Origin of the sequence: Curtobacterium sp. MMLR14_006 (genome assembly GCF_001864985.1) — a bacterium.
Lineage (GTDB): Bacteria > Actinomycetota > Actinomycetes > Actinomycetales > Microbacteriaceae > Curtobacterium.
In genome coordinates this window covers 798,884-811,501 of the sequence record NZ_MJGU01000012.1, presented here as the reverse complement: position 1 = coordinate 811,501, position 12,618 = coordinate 798,884, and the positions used below count along the sequence as shown (strand labels likewise).

13 protein-coding genes and 1 pseudogene are annotated in these 12,618 nt (G+C 68.6%); 6 read left to right on the top strand and 8 right to left on the bottom strand.

Annotated features, from left to right (window positions below; all coding sequences use genetic code 11):
* Positions 1 to 11 precede the first annotated feature (11 nt).
* The gene (locus tag BIU94_RS17345) at positions 12 to 464 is read left to right on the top strand and encodes a hypothetical protein (RefSeq protein WP_139196329.1); all 453 of its coding nucleotides are present in this window, start codon (positions 12 to 14) and stop codon (positions 462 to 464) included.
* 72 nt (positions 465 to 536) lie between these two features.
* Here BIU94_RS17345 and BIU94_RS17340 read toward each other — a convergent pair whose 3' ends face one another.
* From BIU94_RS17340 to BIU94_RS07325, 3 genes are all read right to left on the bottom strand, one after another.
* Positions 537 to 1,022, bottom strand: a complete 486-nt coding sequence (locus tag BIU94_RS17340; RefSeq protein WP_139196327.1) for a hypothetical protein — start codon at positions 1,020 to 1,022, stop codon at positions 537 to 539.
* The gene (locus tag BIU94_RS17020) at positions 1,019 to 1,510 is read right to left on the bottom strand and encodes a Panacea domain-containing protein (protein ID WP_083404636.1); all 492 of its coding nucleotides are present in this window, start codon (positions 1,508 to 1,510) and stop codon (positions 1,019 to 1,021) included. Before BIU94_RS17020 ends, BIU94_RS17340 begins: the two co-directional genes overlap by 4 nt.
* Before the next feature lie 1,801 nt (positions 1,511 to 3,311).
* Positions 3,312 to 3,914 (bottom strand): hypothetical protein, encoded by a 603-nt coding sequence (locus tag BIU94_RS07325; protein WP_071256097.1) that lies wholly within the window; start codon positions 3,912 to 3,914, stop codon positions 3,312 to 3,314.
* Positions 3,915 to 4,469: 555 nt separating this feature from the next.
* On the opposite strand from BIU94_RS07325, the gene BIU94_RS17335 reads away from it, so the two are divergent.
* Both BIU94_RS17335 and BIU94_RS07315 read left to right on the top strand, forming a co-directional pair.
* Positions 4,470 to 4,856, top strand: coding sequence for a hypothetical protein (locus BIU94_RS17335; protein ID WP_139196325.1), 387 nt, complete (start codon positions 4,470 to 4,472; stop codon positions 4,854 to 4,856).
* A 71-nt stretch (positions 4,857 to 4,927) separates the two neighbouring features.
* The gene (locus tag BIU94_RS07315) at positions 4,928 to 5,230 is read left to right on the top strand and encodes a hypothetical protein (RefSeq protein ID WP_071256092.1); all 303 of its coding nucleotides are present in this window, start codon (positions 4,928 to 4,930) and stop codon (positions 5,228 to 5,230) included.
* Positions 5,231 to 5,282: 52 nt separating this feature from the next.
* On the opposite strand, the gene BIU94_RS07310 is transcribed toward BIU94_RS07315, so the two are convergent.
* Positions 5,283 to 6,692: a recombinase family protein gene (locus tag BIU94_RS07310; protein WP_071256078.1), complete on the bottom strand. Its 1,410-nt coding sequence runs from the start codon at positions 6,690 to 6,692 to the stop codon at positions 5,283 to 5,285.
* Between the two features lie 55 nt (positions 6,693 to 6,747).
* Between BIU94_RS07310 and BIU94_RS07305 the strand changes: the two are divergent.
* Positions 6,748 to 6,927, top strand: a pseudogene (locus tag BIU94_RS07305) (MTH1187 family thiamine-binding protein); the annotation flags it as partial.
* Positions 6,928 to 6,958: 31 nt separating this feature from the next.
* On the opposite strand, the gene BIU94_RS07300 reads toward BIU94_RS07305, so the two are convergent.
* Positions 6,959 to 7,156: a hypothetical protein gene (locus tag BIU94_RS07300; protein ID WP_071256073.1), complete on the bottom strand. Its 198-nt coding sequence runs from the start codon at positions 7,154 to 7,156 to the stop codon at positions 6,959 to 6,961.
* Between the two features lie 128 nt (positions 7,157 to 7,284).
* On the opposite strand from BIU94_RS07300, the gene BIU94_RS07295 reads away from it, so the two are divergent.
* Both BIU94_RS07295 and BIU94_RS07290 read left to right on the top strand, forming a co-directional pair.
* Complete coding sequence (locus tag BIU94_RS07295) at positions 7,285 to 7,470, top strand: hypothetical protein (RefSeq protein ID WP_071256072.1); 186 nt, start codon at positions 7,285 to 7,287, stop codon at positions 7,468 to 7,470.
* A gap of 219 nt (positions 7,471 to 7,689) precedes the next feature.
* Positions 7,690 to 8,949 (top strand): MFS transporter, encoded by a 1,260-nt coding sequence (locus tag BIU94_RS07290; protein ID WP_071256066.1) that lies wholly within the window; start codon positions 7,690 to 7,692, stop codon positions 8,947 to 8,949.
* Between the two features lie 412 nt (positions 8,950 to 9,361).
* Here BIU94_RS07290 and BIU94_RS07285 read toward each other — a convergent pair whose 3' ends face one another.
* The 3 genes from BIU94_RS07285 to BIU94_RS07275 all read right to left on the bottom strand — a co-directional run bounded on the left by BIU94_RS07285 (position 9,362) and on the right by BIU94_RS07275 (position 12,589).
* Positions 9,362 to 10,033: a response regulator transcription factor gene (locus BIU94_RS07285; protein ID WP_058726372.1), complete on the bottom strand. Its 672-nt coding sequence runs from the start codon at positions 10,031 to 10,033 to the stop codon at positions 9,362 to 9,364.
* An 82-nt stretch (positions 10,034 to 10,115) separates the two neighbouring features.
* The gene (locus BIU94_RS07280) at positions 10,116 to 11,438 is read right to left on the bottom strand and encodes a hypothetical protein (protein WP_083404633.1); all 1,323 of its coding nucleotides are present in this window, start codon (positions 11,436 to 11,438) and stop codon (positions 10,116 to 10,118) included.
* A complete protein-coding gene (locus tag BIU94_RS07275; protein ID WP_071256065.1) occupies positions 11,435 to 12,589 on the bottom strand; it encodes a sensor histidine kinase in 1,155 nt (384 codons plus the stop codon). Before BIU94_RS07275 ends, BIU94_RS07280 begins: the two co-directional genes overlap by 4 nt.
* Between the last annotated feature and the right edge of the window lie 29 nt (positions 12,590 to 12,618).

Sequence of the window (12,618 nt, the reverse complement as noted above, 5' to 3'; positions counted from 1 at the left end):
GGGAATTCACAATGTTCGACTTGGCGGGATTTCTCAGCGGCCTGATCGGAGCGACGATCGGCGGACTGGCAACCTTCGGAGTCGCGCTGAGCGCACGATTCGCCGAAGTGAAGTCGCAGCGTGCAGCCGCGGTGGCCCAAATTGACCGGTCGATCAGCGTGCTGCTGATCGAGGGCGCCGCCCGCACCGCTCGAAACCCGAATACGGACGCCTTTTTCGCAGCGATCCGTACCTCTGACTCAGCAATTGTCTCGCTGCGATTGGTGCTGCGTCGCCGTGAGGTGTCGGTGGCGCAATGGGCTGACCGTGAGGTGCATGAGATCACACGGGGGATAGCTGGTGGCGACGCCGACGCTAAGACCGCTATCGATAGAGCGCGAAATTCGACACGGCAACTGGCTGAATGGGCGGCAGGGAGGGTCACGTCTTCGTGGTTCGCGAACGACCTTGACGAACGCGGGTGAATTCGACCGTGATTCGACCATATTCGATGCAAGCAAGGATGCTCGCCCGCCATCTCAGTACTGCATCGACAGCTATTCGCGCGAGTTAAGCGTGCGTCCGAAAACGAAACCGAGGGCGGTGGTGGCGAGAAGCTTGGCCATGTCAATCGCCGGGCTCAGTGACGAGATCTCCGTGAATAGATGCTGGAAGAAGAACTGGATTAGGCTGAGCCCAACCACTGCTCCCACGCAGATGAAGATGAGGTAGCGAGCGAACTTTAACTTCTCCTTATCCATGCCCCGGCGGTGTTCGCCGTCCGGATCATGAACTCGGTCGACTTTCTCCGTCGCGTGCTGGGTGTCGCGCCAACGGCTTCTGTTTTCGTCAGCCCCAGGCGGAAGATCCTGTGTGGCGTTCTCTGGGATCTCCGGCACTTCTCTCAATGGAGCCTGGCCATCATCTGGGCCGCCGTCGCTGTGCGCCCCCGCCGTCACGGATTCTCCCGTCGCAGCGCTGCCGTCTCTTCCCGCTTCGTTCCCAGTCAACCTACAGTCCCCCGGTGGTGGTTCAGTGCTCATCGCTCCGCTTTGGGCGACAATCGCAAGTCTCGCTCATACGTCGTGTCATCTCGGATGAGATCGTCTTCGATGTAGTCACTCAGGCGGGATGTGTAGGTCTTTGACCATGCAGAGCCCTTGTTGTGTGTGATGCGCGAGAGGTCAACTGCGGAGCGAGTGGCGGTTTTTTCCCAGACCCGGTCGATGGCATTCTTCAAGGCTGGATTGCTTTTCTCGCTAACACGATAGGCCTTGCCTTCCGCGTCCTTCGCGAACTTCCGGATCGGTGATCCGCCATATGTGCGAAATTCGTCGTAGACGCTTCGCAGAACGGGTCCGTATTGCCAGGCGCGGAATGGTTCGTCGAAGAGAGGCTTACCGGTTTCTTTTGCATATTCGCTGGCAACGAAGTAAAGAATCTTCTGCAACTTCATTGGCGTGACCGTGACATCCTCGTCAAATGCTCGCTTGAGAATGTTATTGCTGACATTGGATGAGCTGAAGCCCATTGCGGTCTCCTTCCTTCGTCAATGGCGAAACTCTCGATGGCGACAGTTGCGGTCGCGTAGGTCAGTAGAACAGATACCACCGACATAGCCATACTGTGGGTTCGCCAGTCCACTGACCGCGATCCTAGCAAGACACTCCGTCCAGGCGGGCTGGCGTGACGCGTGGCGAGCTCGGTAGCCAGCGCTGACCAGAGTCCGCGGCTTTGTTGGAACCCCTATGCCCGTAAGCACAGCGAGGCGCTATGCCGAACCGGTCAGGGCCGGTGGGGGTGGAGGGAGGTGGACCCCCACCCTCGGACCTGTCGAATCCGAAACGCCGGATCAGACCATCCCGGGATGCGGCTCCGAAACCCTCGATCTCGAAGCACGGGGTCGCCGCGTTGCAACGCCTTCTCGCGAGCTCTTCCGCGCGTGATGCCAGCGACACAACGCCTGGAGGTTGGAGAGCGAGTGGTCGTCGCCATGCTCGACGTGGTCGACCTGATTCGCGGGCTTGCCGCACAGGACGCCGGTCGAGTCACGAGCCTGACAGCGGTAGCCGTCGCGCCGAAGGACGCGGACCCGGCGGGTACTCCAGTCGGATGGGAGTCGAGCGCCGCGGTCGCTCGTGGAGTCTGAGGTCCAGGCCACGGGGCACCTCCTCGGGAGGGTAGGGCGTCGAGCAAAGGGGGAGGGCCTGCCTCGGGAGGGGCAGGGGCTCGGCGACGGGGTAGGCCCTGGTGCCGAGGAGGGGGAGGGGGTGGAACACAAAAGCCCCGGGCCTCTCCGGTGAGGGAGAGGGCCGGGGCCGTCGGGAGGCATTGCACGGGTCGCTGGGTGCGGTTCGGTGACCCACGCAGGTCAACAGGCAAGGAGCGGCTTGATGGTCAGTCGTTTCGCTCTCGTCGACGCTCCGCGCGCCTCGCACGTCGAGCCGCGCCGGCAGGCTGGTCGCAATCGCCGGTACGCGCGACGACGGGGCGCGGTCCAGCGGTGGGCAGCCAGTGGCCGCACCCGGTCGCGCATCGGACGACGCAGCGGTTGGAGCCGCTCGACCGTCGCGGTGCCCGCACCGTGTCCACCCGAGCGTGCGCCGCCTGCCGCTCTTTCTCGGCGCTCTCACGATCGTGAGTGACAGCGGCTGCCGCACAGTCGAGGTGCAGCGCGATGTGATGGTTCGCCTGTGCCGCGCCCCGCTCAGCGACAAGCTGGATGGCCCATGCCGCGACCGCCTCGCGACGAGCGTTTGAGGATAGCGCCGAGAAGCGGCCCGGTAGAGCGTCGAGCAAGTCTGGTCGGAGGTGCTGCCGTGCGCCCGCGGAGGCAAGGAGCGGGAGGCGCGCACCGTATTCGCTGTTGAGGAGCTCGCGGGCGTGACGAAGGAGGGGAAGTGGAGGGCGCATGTGCGTTGCGGTATCCAACCGCGCGCGGGCCTATGGCGCCCGCGCTGTATGGAGGTAGTCGGTGGCGCGCCTAGATGGCGCGAGGAAGGTCGCTGACGTCGAGGAATGCGATCGGGTCGCCGTCCTCGGCTCCCGCGGCGGTGACGTAGACCGTGCCATCAACGACAACAGCGTTTCGGACGGCGCTCATCGCGAGGCCCGGACTGCCGCGACGACGGCGTCGGTGTCGGCGTCACGCGCCGACCGAGCGCGGTTATTGGTGAGGGCTTCCCGGTAGTACGCCTTAGGCGGGACGCCTGCGCGGCGGGCTAGCGCCGCAAGATGACGACGGCTCTGCTCGTCGAGGTCGTCGACCCGAGATGGGAGCGGCGCTGCTGCCTGCACCGCAGCGGCGATTCGCGCGGCGCGTTCCGCGGCGATCACTGGTCAGCCTCGTCGAGCCCGTCGGTGAGCGCGCCGGAACGGAACTGCTCGACTTCGGCGATCTCGAACGCGCGAAGGTCGTAGCTCGTTCGGCCGACGGTCACGGAGCCACCGCGCTTGGTGTGGCGCATCCATGTTGCGTCCGCTTCGTCGCGTTCGCGGAATGCATCGCGGAGCTCGGAGAGTGACGACTTGATCCGCTCGTGTGCCGTGCGGACCGCGCGCGCGGACCACGCTCGTACGTCGATCTCCTCAGCAGCGGCGTAGGAGAGCTGGCGGAGCTCCTCTTCCGAGCGTCGGATCGCGGGATTCGGTCGCATCTCCGCTTCGAGTTGGATTCGCCGGGCTGTGAGCGAGTCAACCTCCTCGTGCGTCACGCCGGTTCGCGGTACGCGCCCCGTGGGGTTCCCGGCCGCGCCGGTGACGATGGTCTTCGCGACAATCTTCGCGCCAAGCGTGCCGTGTTCGGCGGCGAGCGGGGCAATCCGGGCCTTGTCCGCGGCGACGAGCTCGCGCCAGGCGTCGCGCTTCATCACTGCGTCGGGCTTGGCTTCGTAGAGCCAGAGCGGAAGCTCTTCGGGGGTTCGCTTGTCAGTCATGGTGGGTCTGTCCTTCTCGATGGGGCGCGGTCGATCGCCGCGCGGCGGTAGTGGGGTAAGGCAGGGAGCGTCGAGCTTCGACGAGGGCGTCGTCGATCAGAGCGGAGAGGTGCTCCACCGGCGCTGAGTGGATTGCTGCGGAGGTTTCGGCGGCGTGTTGAGCGAGCACTTGCCGGACGGCTTGCTGCGCTTTGTCGAAGGCGCTCGTCGCGGCACTGTGATTTCGGCGTGCGCGAGAAGCTTCGACACGGTGCGAGGTAGAGCAGTATTTGGCGTCTTTACGACTGGCGGCGAAGCTCTCGCCACACCACAGACAGCCACTTGCGGAGGCCACGCGGCTCCTTCCTCACTCGTAGGCAACGGTTCCCGAAAAGCGAAAGCCCCGCGCTCCGGGCATGGCTCGAAACGCGGGGCTCTGATCGGTCCCACCGAGGCAGCCGACGTCTCTCGGCCTACCTGAGTAGGGGACCGGGGCAGGGCCAGACAAAGGGCCGTTTACACCGATCGCCGGGCGGGACGGGAGCGGCACCGGCGGCACTGGAGCCGCTTCCCGTCGTGACGAGAGCCGTCGTCGCCGAACGCCGCGAAGGGCTTCAGCTCGCGGCACCGGACGCACACCTTCCCGGCCGACGACTGCCGCCGGGCCAGCGCACGGAGCGCGGACGCGGCGACCTCCTCGTCCCATCCGAGGGCGGCGGTAGCGTCGAGGACGCGGCTCTCAGGGGTGGGCGCGTGCGCCGGATCAGCGGCGGAGGTGTCGGTCATGTACGAGGAGGGGACCGAGACGCCGAATATGCTCAAGGCGACTCGCCGAACGCCGGTAGTGGTGAAGTGGCGGAAGTGATGGGTCCTCCCTATCTGCTGCAGAGAGAACTGAACTTCGAGGAGGAGATAGAGAAGAGAGTCACTTCCGCCACTTCGCCACCCGACAACGTGGAGTAGAGCACCGCACTGGCCCTCTCGCGGCGTATACGCACCGCGCTGCACGAGAGGCGTCGGGCAGACTGTTCCTCATGAGCCTGAAGACGACCCTCGGATTCGAAAACCTGACCTGGACTGACCTTTACTCGTTTGTTGAGCTCGCACGCCGAAGCGGCGTCAGCCCGGACGCCGAAGTCGAGGTCGAGCTCAGCGAGAACGACGACGTTGTCGGTCTCGTCGCTGAGATCGCGCCCGGCGACTCGCCGCTCCCGCTGGTTGTCGGTAGCGAGACGGTCGAGGAGCTCCGAGCGGTGATTGACCATCTCATCGACGAAGACGGCGACGGCCGGGCTCTTCTTGCCCAGCTCTCGACGCTCCGCGACCGACTGCGCTAGCGCGACGAAGCCCCGCTTTTCATTTGCGGGGAGCGGCATCCGCGGACCCGTATCAGCCGTGAACGGTTAGCGTCACACGTGACGGATCCCACTTTCCGCGTTGCCGCGCTCGCGCCACTTCGATCTGAGCGCCCGCGTTGAGGAGCATTCGGCGTCGTTCCAACATTCCGAGGCGAGGCCACGCGTCAGCGAACGTCTCGCCGGTCTCCACTAGCTCCACCACAGGTTCGGCAGGCAGTGCTTCCATGCGCTCACGCTCCGCGCGGAGCTTGTGCAAGCGCTCGACGAGCGCAGTGACGTCCGCAGACGGGTCGCGAAGCGAATCGGTCGTGTCACGGATTGACTCGTCCACGGCGGCCATGTGGGCAACGTCGCGGACGCTTGTCCTCGCCTCGACGACCTCGAAGCGCCCGACCGCTTGGAGGAATTGCCGTTCTACCTCGGCCTCGACACGAACACATTCGACCGCGATGCCGCGCGGGCAGTTGCGTCCCTGCGCGGCAGCCTGGCATGCGTATATGTCGTTGCTTGTCGCACGAGTCTTCGCGATCAGGTTCCCGCCACATCCAGGGCACTGGAGCATCCCGGACAGTAGCCGGGATGCGCGCGTGCGGCGCCGACCGGCCTGAGTCGCCGCTGCGCGTCCCGGCGTCGGCACCCATTCCGTGATTCGGCGAAGGGCCTCGACGTCCTCGACCGACAGCAGCGGCTCCCAGAACACGACGGGGAGCCCGGTCTCGGAGTCGCGAACGAGCTCGCCTTGTGCCTTTACTCGACCAAGGACGTGATTCGACCGGAGGAGCCGCTGAAGCGCGGTCGGTCCCCACTGCTCGGCGCGACGCGGCTTGATTCCCTCTCGGTTCAGTCGAGCGCACGTCGCGTAGACCGACGCACCGCCGAGAACTTCGTCGGCAGCGCGGCGGACAACTGCGGCCTCGACCGGGTCGGGCTCCAAAGCTCGGCCGACGCCGCCCGGGTGGGGGACCGCGCGATAGCCGTACGGGACGACTCCGCCTGGGAACCGCCCTGTCTTCCGAAGGTGCTCCTGAGACGCCGAGACGCGGAGGCCGATCGTCTTCGCCTCCATGCTCGCGAAGACCTGGAGGATCTCGACCATTGCGCGGCCCATCGGCGAGGTCGTGTCGAGGCTCTCCGTCGCGCTGATGATCTGAAGTCCTTCGTCAAGAAGCACGCCAACGTCGACGACCGAGCGCACGAGCCGGTCGAGTCTCCAGACCATGACGGCGTCGGCTTCTCCGTCTGCGATCATCCGTCGCACGCGGGACAGTCCAGGTCGGTCGAGGCGTGAGCGGGTGGCGGAGACGTTGTCGTCGACGATCGTCTGGACGAGTTCCATCCCGCGGAGCTCGCATGTCTTCTCGATCAGCTCGCGCTGGCGGACGATGGACGTTGACTCCTCTCGGGATGCTCGGGACAGACGGGCGTAACCGATGACTCGCATGAGGTCTCCTTCTCGTGGTCGCGCCGTGGGGCGCAAGGGAGAAGGGGACCAACTGCTCTTCTCTGCTCACGAGGGGGAGTGGGACGCGGTCATGGACGTCGTCAAGCGTGCCACCGAGGCCGTCGGGCAGTACGGCACACGGGTGTCCCTCGTGCTGAAGGCCGACATCCGGCCGGGTCACACCGGCGAGATCGACGGCAAGCTCGACCGGCTCGAGGCAGCACTCGGCGAGTAGCCCCGCACGCGCGGCGTCCGGTGGTCGTCGGTCAGCGCCGGCCGCGGCGACGTTCCGGGATCGCGCGGCGGCGGCCCTGCCGCCCGGCCACCAGGAGCACCACGAGCGTCACGACGACCACGACGGCGACGACGCCGACCACGAGCATGCCGATCGGGTCCGTCCGGTCCTCGCAGTTCGCCGGCGCGCCTGTCGTGCACGAAGCGAGCACGGTCATGGTCGTGTGCATGCCGTCATCCAACCGCAGGCCGGACCGCGACACGCCGACGGAGGCCCGCCGGATGTCAGGGGTCGGGTGTCTCATGGGCGCATCGGGTCACGACGGGTGGCCCGCCCCGAGACGACGAGGAGCGCGTGATGATGCACGACGGCTGGTGCCCCGACTGCGACCTTCGGACGGTCGTCATCGACACGGACGAGACCGGCGAGAACGCCTGGGCGACGTGCGCCGAGTGCGGCACCGGGTGGGTGCACCGCGACGAGCTACCCGAGCTGCGGTCCGCGTCGAGCGCCCCCGCCGAGCAGGACCGTCGCGCGGCCTGACCGCGTCGGTGGTGATGATCGGCCACCGGACTTCCGATCGGTGGTTGGAGCGGTCTACACTGCTCGGACCGGTCGGTCCCTGACCGGGCCACCCCGTTCGCTGCTGAACCCGGACCGGATCCACGTCCCGCACGTGACCGCGCAGCCCGATCGGCGGCGCGGAGCACCCGGACAGCGGACCCCGGACCGTCCAGCTCCGCCCGCTCGAGAACAGGCTCCATGACCACCCTCACGCCGGCGCGCCGCACCCTCGCCCTCGTCTCGCTCGCCCTCGGTGGCTTCGCCATCGGTTCGACCGAGTTCGTCGCCATGGGCCTGCTGCCGAACATCGCGCAGGCGCTCCTGCCCCAGCAGTACGGTGCGGACCCCGACGCCGGCATCGCGCAGGCCGGCTGGCTCGTCAGCGCCTACGCGCTCGGGGTCGTCGTCGGTGCCCCGACCATCGCCGCGGTGTCCGCTCGGTTCCCGCGCAAGGGCCTGATCCTCGTGCTCCTCGTCGGCTTCGTGCTGGCGACGGTTGCCAGCGCCCTGCTGCCGTCGTTCGGCCTGGTGCTCGTCGCCCGCTTCGTCGCCGGGCTGCCGCACGGGGCCTACTTCGGCATCGCGTCCATCGTCGCGGGCGACATGATGGGGCCGGGCAAGCGCGGCAAGGGCATCGCGATGGTGCTGCTCGGCCTCAGCGTCGCGAACGTCGTCGGCGTCCCGGCCATCACGTGGGTCGGGCAGGTCGCCGGGTGGCGCGTCGCCTACGCGGTGGTCGCGGCCCTGTTCGCGCTCACCTTCCTCGCGGTGGCGGCGTTCGTGCCGACGAGCCCCCGCGACGAGCACGCGACGATCGGCCGCGAGCTCAGCGCCTTCCGCGTGCCCCAGGTGTGGATCGTGATGGGCCTCGGAGCGGTCGGCTTCGGCGGGTTCTTCGCCGTCTACTCGTACATCTCGCCGCTGGTGCAGAACGTCACCGGCATGCCGGAGTCCTTCGTGCCGGTCGTCCTCGTGCTCGTCGGCCTCGGCATGGTCGTCGGAGGGGTCCTCGGCGGCCACCTCGCCGACCACAGCGTCAAGCGCACGATCTACGTCGGCATGTTCGCCCTCATCGGCGCGCTGCTCTTCACAGTCCTGACCGCGCAGTGGGTCTGGGGTGTCCTCGCCGGGGCCTTCCTGCTCGGTGCGACCTCGTCGGCGATCCCGCCCGCGGTGCAGTCCCGCCTGATGGACGTCGCCGGGGACGCCCGCACGATCGCCGCGGCACTCAACCACTCGGCGTTCAACATCGGCAACTCGATCGGCGCCGCCCTCGGTGGAGCGGTCATCGCCGCCGGCTTCGGCTTCCTCGCGCCGGGCTGGCTCGGCATCGGCCTCGCGCTGCTCGGTGTCGTCGTCACGATGATCAGCTACGCCGTCGAGCGGCGGACCACCCGTCGCGCCTCGCTGCGGAAGGCGTCGACCGGCCCGATCACGGCGCCGGTCCCGACCGTCTGAGGCGCCTCGCCGGGTGCGGTCGGCTGCGTCGAGTGAGCAGAAGACGTCGGGTGTGGGGGCGGGACCCGACGTCTTGTGCTCACTCGGCGCGGGGACGGTGCGTCTGACGGGCGGGAGGCACGGGGCGGGGCCGACCCCTGCCTCCCGTCCGTCGTGTGGCGCCGCAGGTCGCGCATGGTGAGCAGAAGAGGTCGGGTTCGAACGCCGGACCTGACCTTTCCTGCTCACGAAGCGTGCATGCGTCGCGTCTGACGGGCGGGAGGCTCGTGGCGGGGCCGCCTCGTGCCTCCCGTGGGTCGTGTGGTGCGGCAGGCTGCGCATGGTGAGCAGAAAAGGTCGAATCCGGATGCCGGACCCGACCTCTTCTGCTCACGAAGCGAACGCCGCGCCGAGCGCGCCGCGCCTCGCGCCCCTACAGCCCCAGCGGGCTGCCGTCCTGCACGATGATGCCGTCGGTGATGGCGCGCTTCCGCAGCGCGACCTTCGTGCCGACGTCGAAGCCGGCGACACGGTACTTCTCGCGGATGCGCTTGAGGTAGCTCTTGGCGGTCTCCTCCGAGATGCCGAGCTGGTACGCGACGCTCTTCACCGGTTCGCCGCCGCCGTAGAGGGCCATGACGCGACGCTCCTGTGCGCTGAGCTTCGGTACGCCGCCGACGTCGCCGCTGTTGATCGCCAGGTCGAGCTCGGCGGAGACGTACTGCTCGCCGCGCTGGGCCGAGCGGATCGCCTCGACGATCATGTCGGCGTCCTCGCTCTTCACCAGGTAGCCGAGTGCGCCGGAGGCCAGGGCCTCGCGCACGACGTTCGGCTCGGAGTAGGTGCTCATCACGACGGTCTTCACGCCGGCGGTCTTGAGCGTCGAGATCTTCAGCGACACCGGGATGGAGTCCTTGAGGTCCAGGTCGAGCAGCACCACGTCCACCGGGAACGCCGGGCTGGTGAGCAGCTCCGGCCAGGTGGTGACCGCGGCGACCAGGGTGATGTCGTCGGCTGCGCTGCGGATCCACTCGGTGAGGGCCCCGAGGAGCATCCTGTGGTCGTCGACGAGTGCGAGTCGGATGGGTTCCTCTGGAGTCGCCATGCTGGCGTCCTTTCTCGGGGGCTGTACGAGTCGATCCTAGGAGGAGCGCGTACCGGGCACGGGCAGGTCGGACGGGTGTCCGCTACATGGACGGATGTCGGCTGACGACGCAGTGCACGACGATGTGCAGCACGCTCTCGCGGACCGTCGCGGTGTACGGGCCGATGCGTTCCAGGGCGCTCCAGGCGGTCGGGCCGAGGCGACGGCGCTGCACGCCGCGCGAGTCGATCACGACGGGCACGTCCATCGTCTCGTCGCTGACCGGGTGGCCGTCGGAGCCGACGGGGCCGAGCGTGACCGAGACGACGGGCATGCCGGGCTGCGCGGTCCGGCCGTCGCCCACCATCTGCCAGATCGCCTGCAGCAGACCGTCGCGCTGCGCGGGGGACAGGTGCCCGGCGAGGGCTGCCGGGTCGGCGACGCTCACCGAGCGGCCGAGGTGGTCGGACTCGGTGATGGCGTGGTAGAGCCAGGTCTCGCGGCGGCCCTCGATGAGGTGCAGGCGGAGCTCGGTGGCGAGCGAGGCGGCGACGGAGCTCGAGGCGTCGGACAGCGGCAGCGGGTCGGTGCCGTTCGCGACGGCGTCGAGGAGCTTCTCGGCGGCCAGGTCGAGGCGGGCGAGCTCGTCCGAGGCGAGCATGCCGACGGCGAACTGCGGCGCCTGCACGTTGCTCTGCACGAGCACGCGGTCGAGTTCGCGCTGCACGAACTGGCGGAAGCGGTGCACCACGTGCAGGGAGATCGCCGGCGGCGCGACCACGAGCGCCAGGAGCGTCACGATCCCGGGCAGGGTCTCGGGCGTGATGGGCGTCGACAGCGCCGCCATGACGACGAACGCGACGCCGAGGACGGCGATGGCCGCAGCGACCTCGCGGGCGGGCCGCAGTGTCGTGATGGGCAGCAGCGCGAACCCCGCGGCGACCGAGGCCGAAGCGGTGGCCGCGATGTCGTGTTCGGCCCACACGGCGGCGAAGTCGAGGGTCACCACACCGGCCAGGACCACGCAGATGAGCGCGAAGGCCGGTCCGGTGAGCCGTTCGCCGTAGGTCAGGACGCTGAGCCCCACCCCGACGGCCGCCAGGACGTAGAGCCCCCACGCGGCGGTCGTCAGCCACGGGTTGGCCGCGTCCGGCCAGCGCGCCAGGAAGAACGCGATGCCGGCGACCGCCTCGATGGCGGTGAGGATCGCGGCGCCGAGGCCGAGGTAGCCAGCACCGAGCGAGGCGCCGGGCTTCGCAGCCTGGCGGAGCGACCGTGCGCCGGTGGACGTCGACGGGAGGCCACGGGCCTGCCGGCGCTCGCTCGAACGGGTGCGTTCGCGGGCCTCACGGCGGGTGCGCGGCGCGGACGACGTGATCTCGCCGGGCAGGCCGCGGCCGATGGTGTCCTCGGGGACCCGGGTCATCGCGGTGCCTCCAGGACGACGGTGGTGCCGGAACCCGGCGCCGAGAAGAGCTTGGCGTCCCCGCCGACCTCGCGCAAGCGGCTCACGACGCTCTCCTTGAAGCCGAGGCGTTCCGCGCTGACGTGGGTGAGGTCGAACCCGACGCCGGAGTCGGTCACCATGGCGCGCACCATCTCGTTGTCGTGCACGATCGTGACGTGCGCCTCGCCGACGCCGGCGTGCCGACGGACGTTCTCGAGGCACTCGCCGAGGGCCAGCAGGAAGGCGTCGAGGACGTTCGACGGCAGGAGCACCTGGCCGGTGCCGTGCCAGCTCACCTCGAGGCCCATCCGGCCGAAGCGCTGCTTGACCGACTCGAGGGTCTGCCCGAGGGGCGACTCTTCCTCGCGTGTGAGCGAGTAGTCGCCGGACTGCGACGGCTGCGGGGTCGCGCCGAGTCGCAGGTGGCGCAGGAGCCGGGCGTCCTCGGCGGCCTGCTCGCGCATGGCCTGCTCCGAGACGCCGACGCCGGAGTGCGCGAGGAGGGTCAGGGTCGCCAGCACGGTGTCGTGCAGCAGGCGGGCACCCTGGCGACGCTGCGCCTCGGTCTCGCTCGCCTGTCGCTCGGCGCGGTGAGCGTTGCCGATGCTGTAGATGCGGCGGGCCACCCGGGGGATGCTCCGGGCGATCCAGACGGCGACCACCGCGATGAGGATCCAGACCAGGACGGCGACGCCGACCGGCGTCGACAGCGGGTCGCCCGTCGCCCAGACCATGAGGGCGACGACACCGGCCCCGGCGGCGACGGTGATGCCGAGCCCGACGGGCTTGCCGCGCTGCGCCATGAGCGGTGCGGCCATCCCGCCGGCGAGCGGCACGAGGGCGCTGGCGATGATCGGTCGGGTGTCCGCGTCGACGCCGGTGAACAGCACCGTCATCGCGGCGAGCCCCGCGAGCAGTGCGGCGGCGGTCCACCACTCGCTGCCGCTGCGACCGAAGACGACGAGGGCGGCGACCATCGCGGCGATGCACAGGAGCGCGACGACGAACGGCAGCGGGGGGACCGCGAGTGCCGAGGCGACGCCGACGATGCTCACGAGCGCGCAGACGATGCCCACGACACGGGTCGTCGACCGTAGCAAACGGTCGCGTTCCTGTGCGATGAGTTCCATCGGTGTCCTGGTTGGTGACGTTCTGGTGT

What these genes read in the sequence shown, in the direction of transcription:
- BIU94_RS17020 (WP_083404636.1), bottom strand. Translation starts at nt 1,510, where the DNA reads ATGGGCTTCAGCTCATCCAATGTCAGCAATAACATTCTCAAGCGAGCA.
- BIU94_RS07310 (WP_071256078.1), bottom strand. Translation starts at nt 6,692, where the DNA reads ATGCGAGTCATCGGTTACGCCCGTCTGTCCCGAGCATCCCGAGAGGAG.
- BIU94_RS07290 (WP_071256066.1), top strand. Translation starts at nt 7,690, where the DNA reads ATGACCACCCTCACGCCGGCGCGCCGCACCCTCGCCCTCGTCTCGCTC.
- BIU94_RS07275 (WP_071256065.1), bottom strand. Translation starts at nt 12,589, where the DNA reads ATGGAACTCATCGCACAGGAACGCGACCGTTTGCTACGGTCGACGACC.
- BIU94_RS17340 (WP_139196327.1), bottom strand. Translation starts at nt 1,022, where the DNA reads ATGAGCACTGAACCACCACCGGGGGACTGTAGGTTGACTGGGAACGAA.
- BIU94_RS17345 (WP_139196329.1), top strand. Translation starts at nt 12, where the DNA reads ATGTTCGACTTGGCGGGATTTCTCAGCGGCCTGATCGGAGCGACGATC.
- BIU94_RS07325 (WP_071256097.1), bottom strand. Translation starts at nt 3,914, where the DNA reads ATGACTGACAAGCGAACCCCCGAAGAGCTTCCGCTCTGGCTCTACGAA.
- BIU94_RS07285 (WP_058726372.1), bottom strand. Translation starts at nt 10,033, where the DNA reads ATGGCGACTCCAGAGGAACCCATCCGACTCGCACTCGTCGACGACCAC.
- BIU94_RS07295 (WP_071256072.1), top strand. Translation starts at nt 7,285, where the DNA reads ATGATGCACGACGGCTGGTGCCCCGACTGCGACCTTCGGACGGTCGTC.
- BIU94_RS07315 (WP_071256092.1), top strand. Translation starts at nt 4,928, where the DNA reads ATGAGCCTGAAGACGACCCTCGGATTCGAAAACCTGACCTGGACTGAC.
- BIU94_RS07300 (WP_071256073.1), bottom strand. Translation starts at nt 7,156, where the DNA reads ATGCACACGACCATGACCGTGCTCGCTTCGTGCACGACAGGCGCGCCG.
- BIU94_RS07280 (WP_083404633.1), bottom strand. Translation starts at nt 11,438, where the DNA reads ATGACCCGGGTCCCCGAGGACACCATCGGCCGCGGCCTGCCCGGCGAG.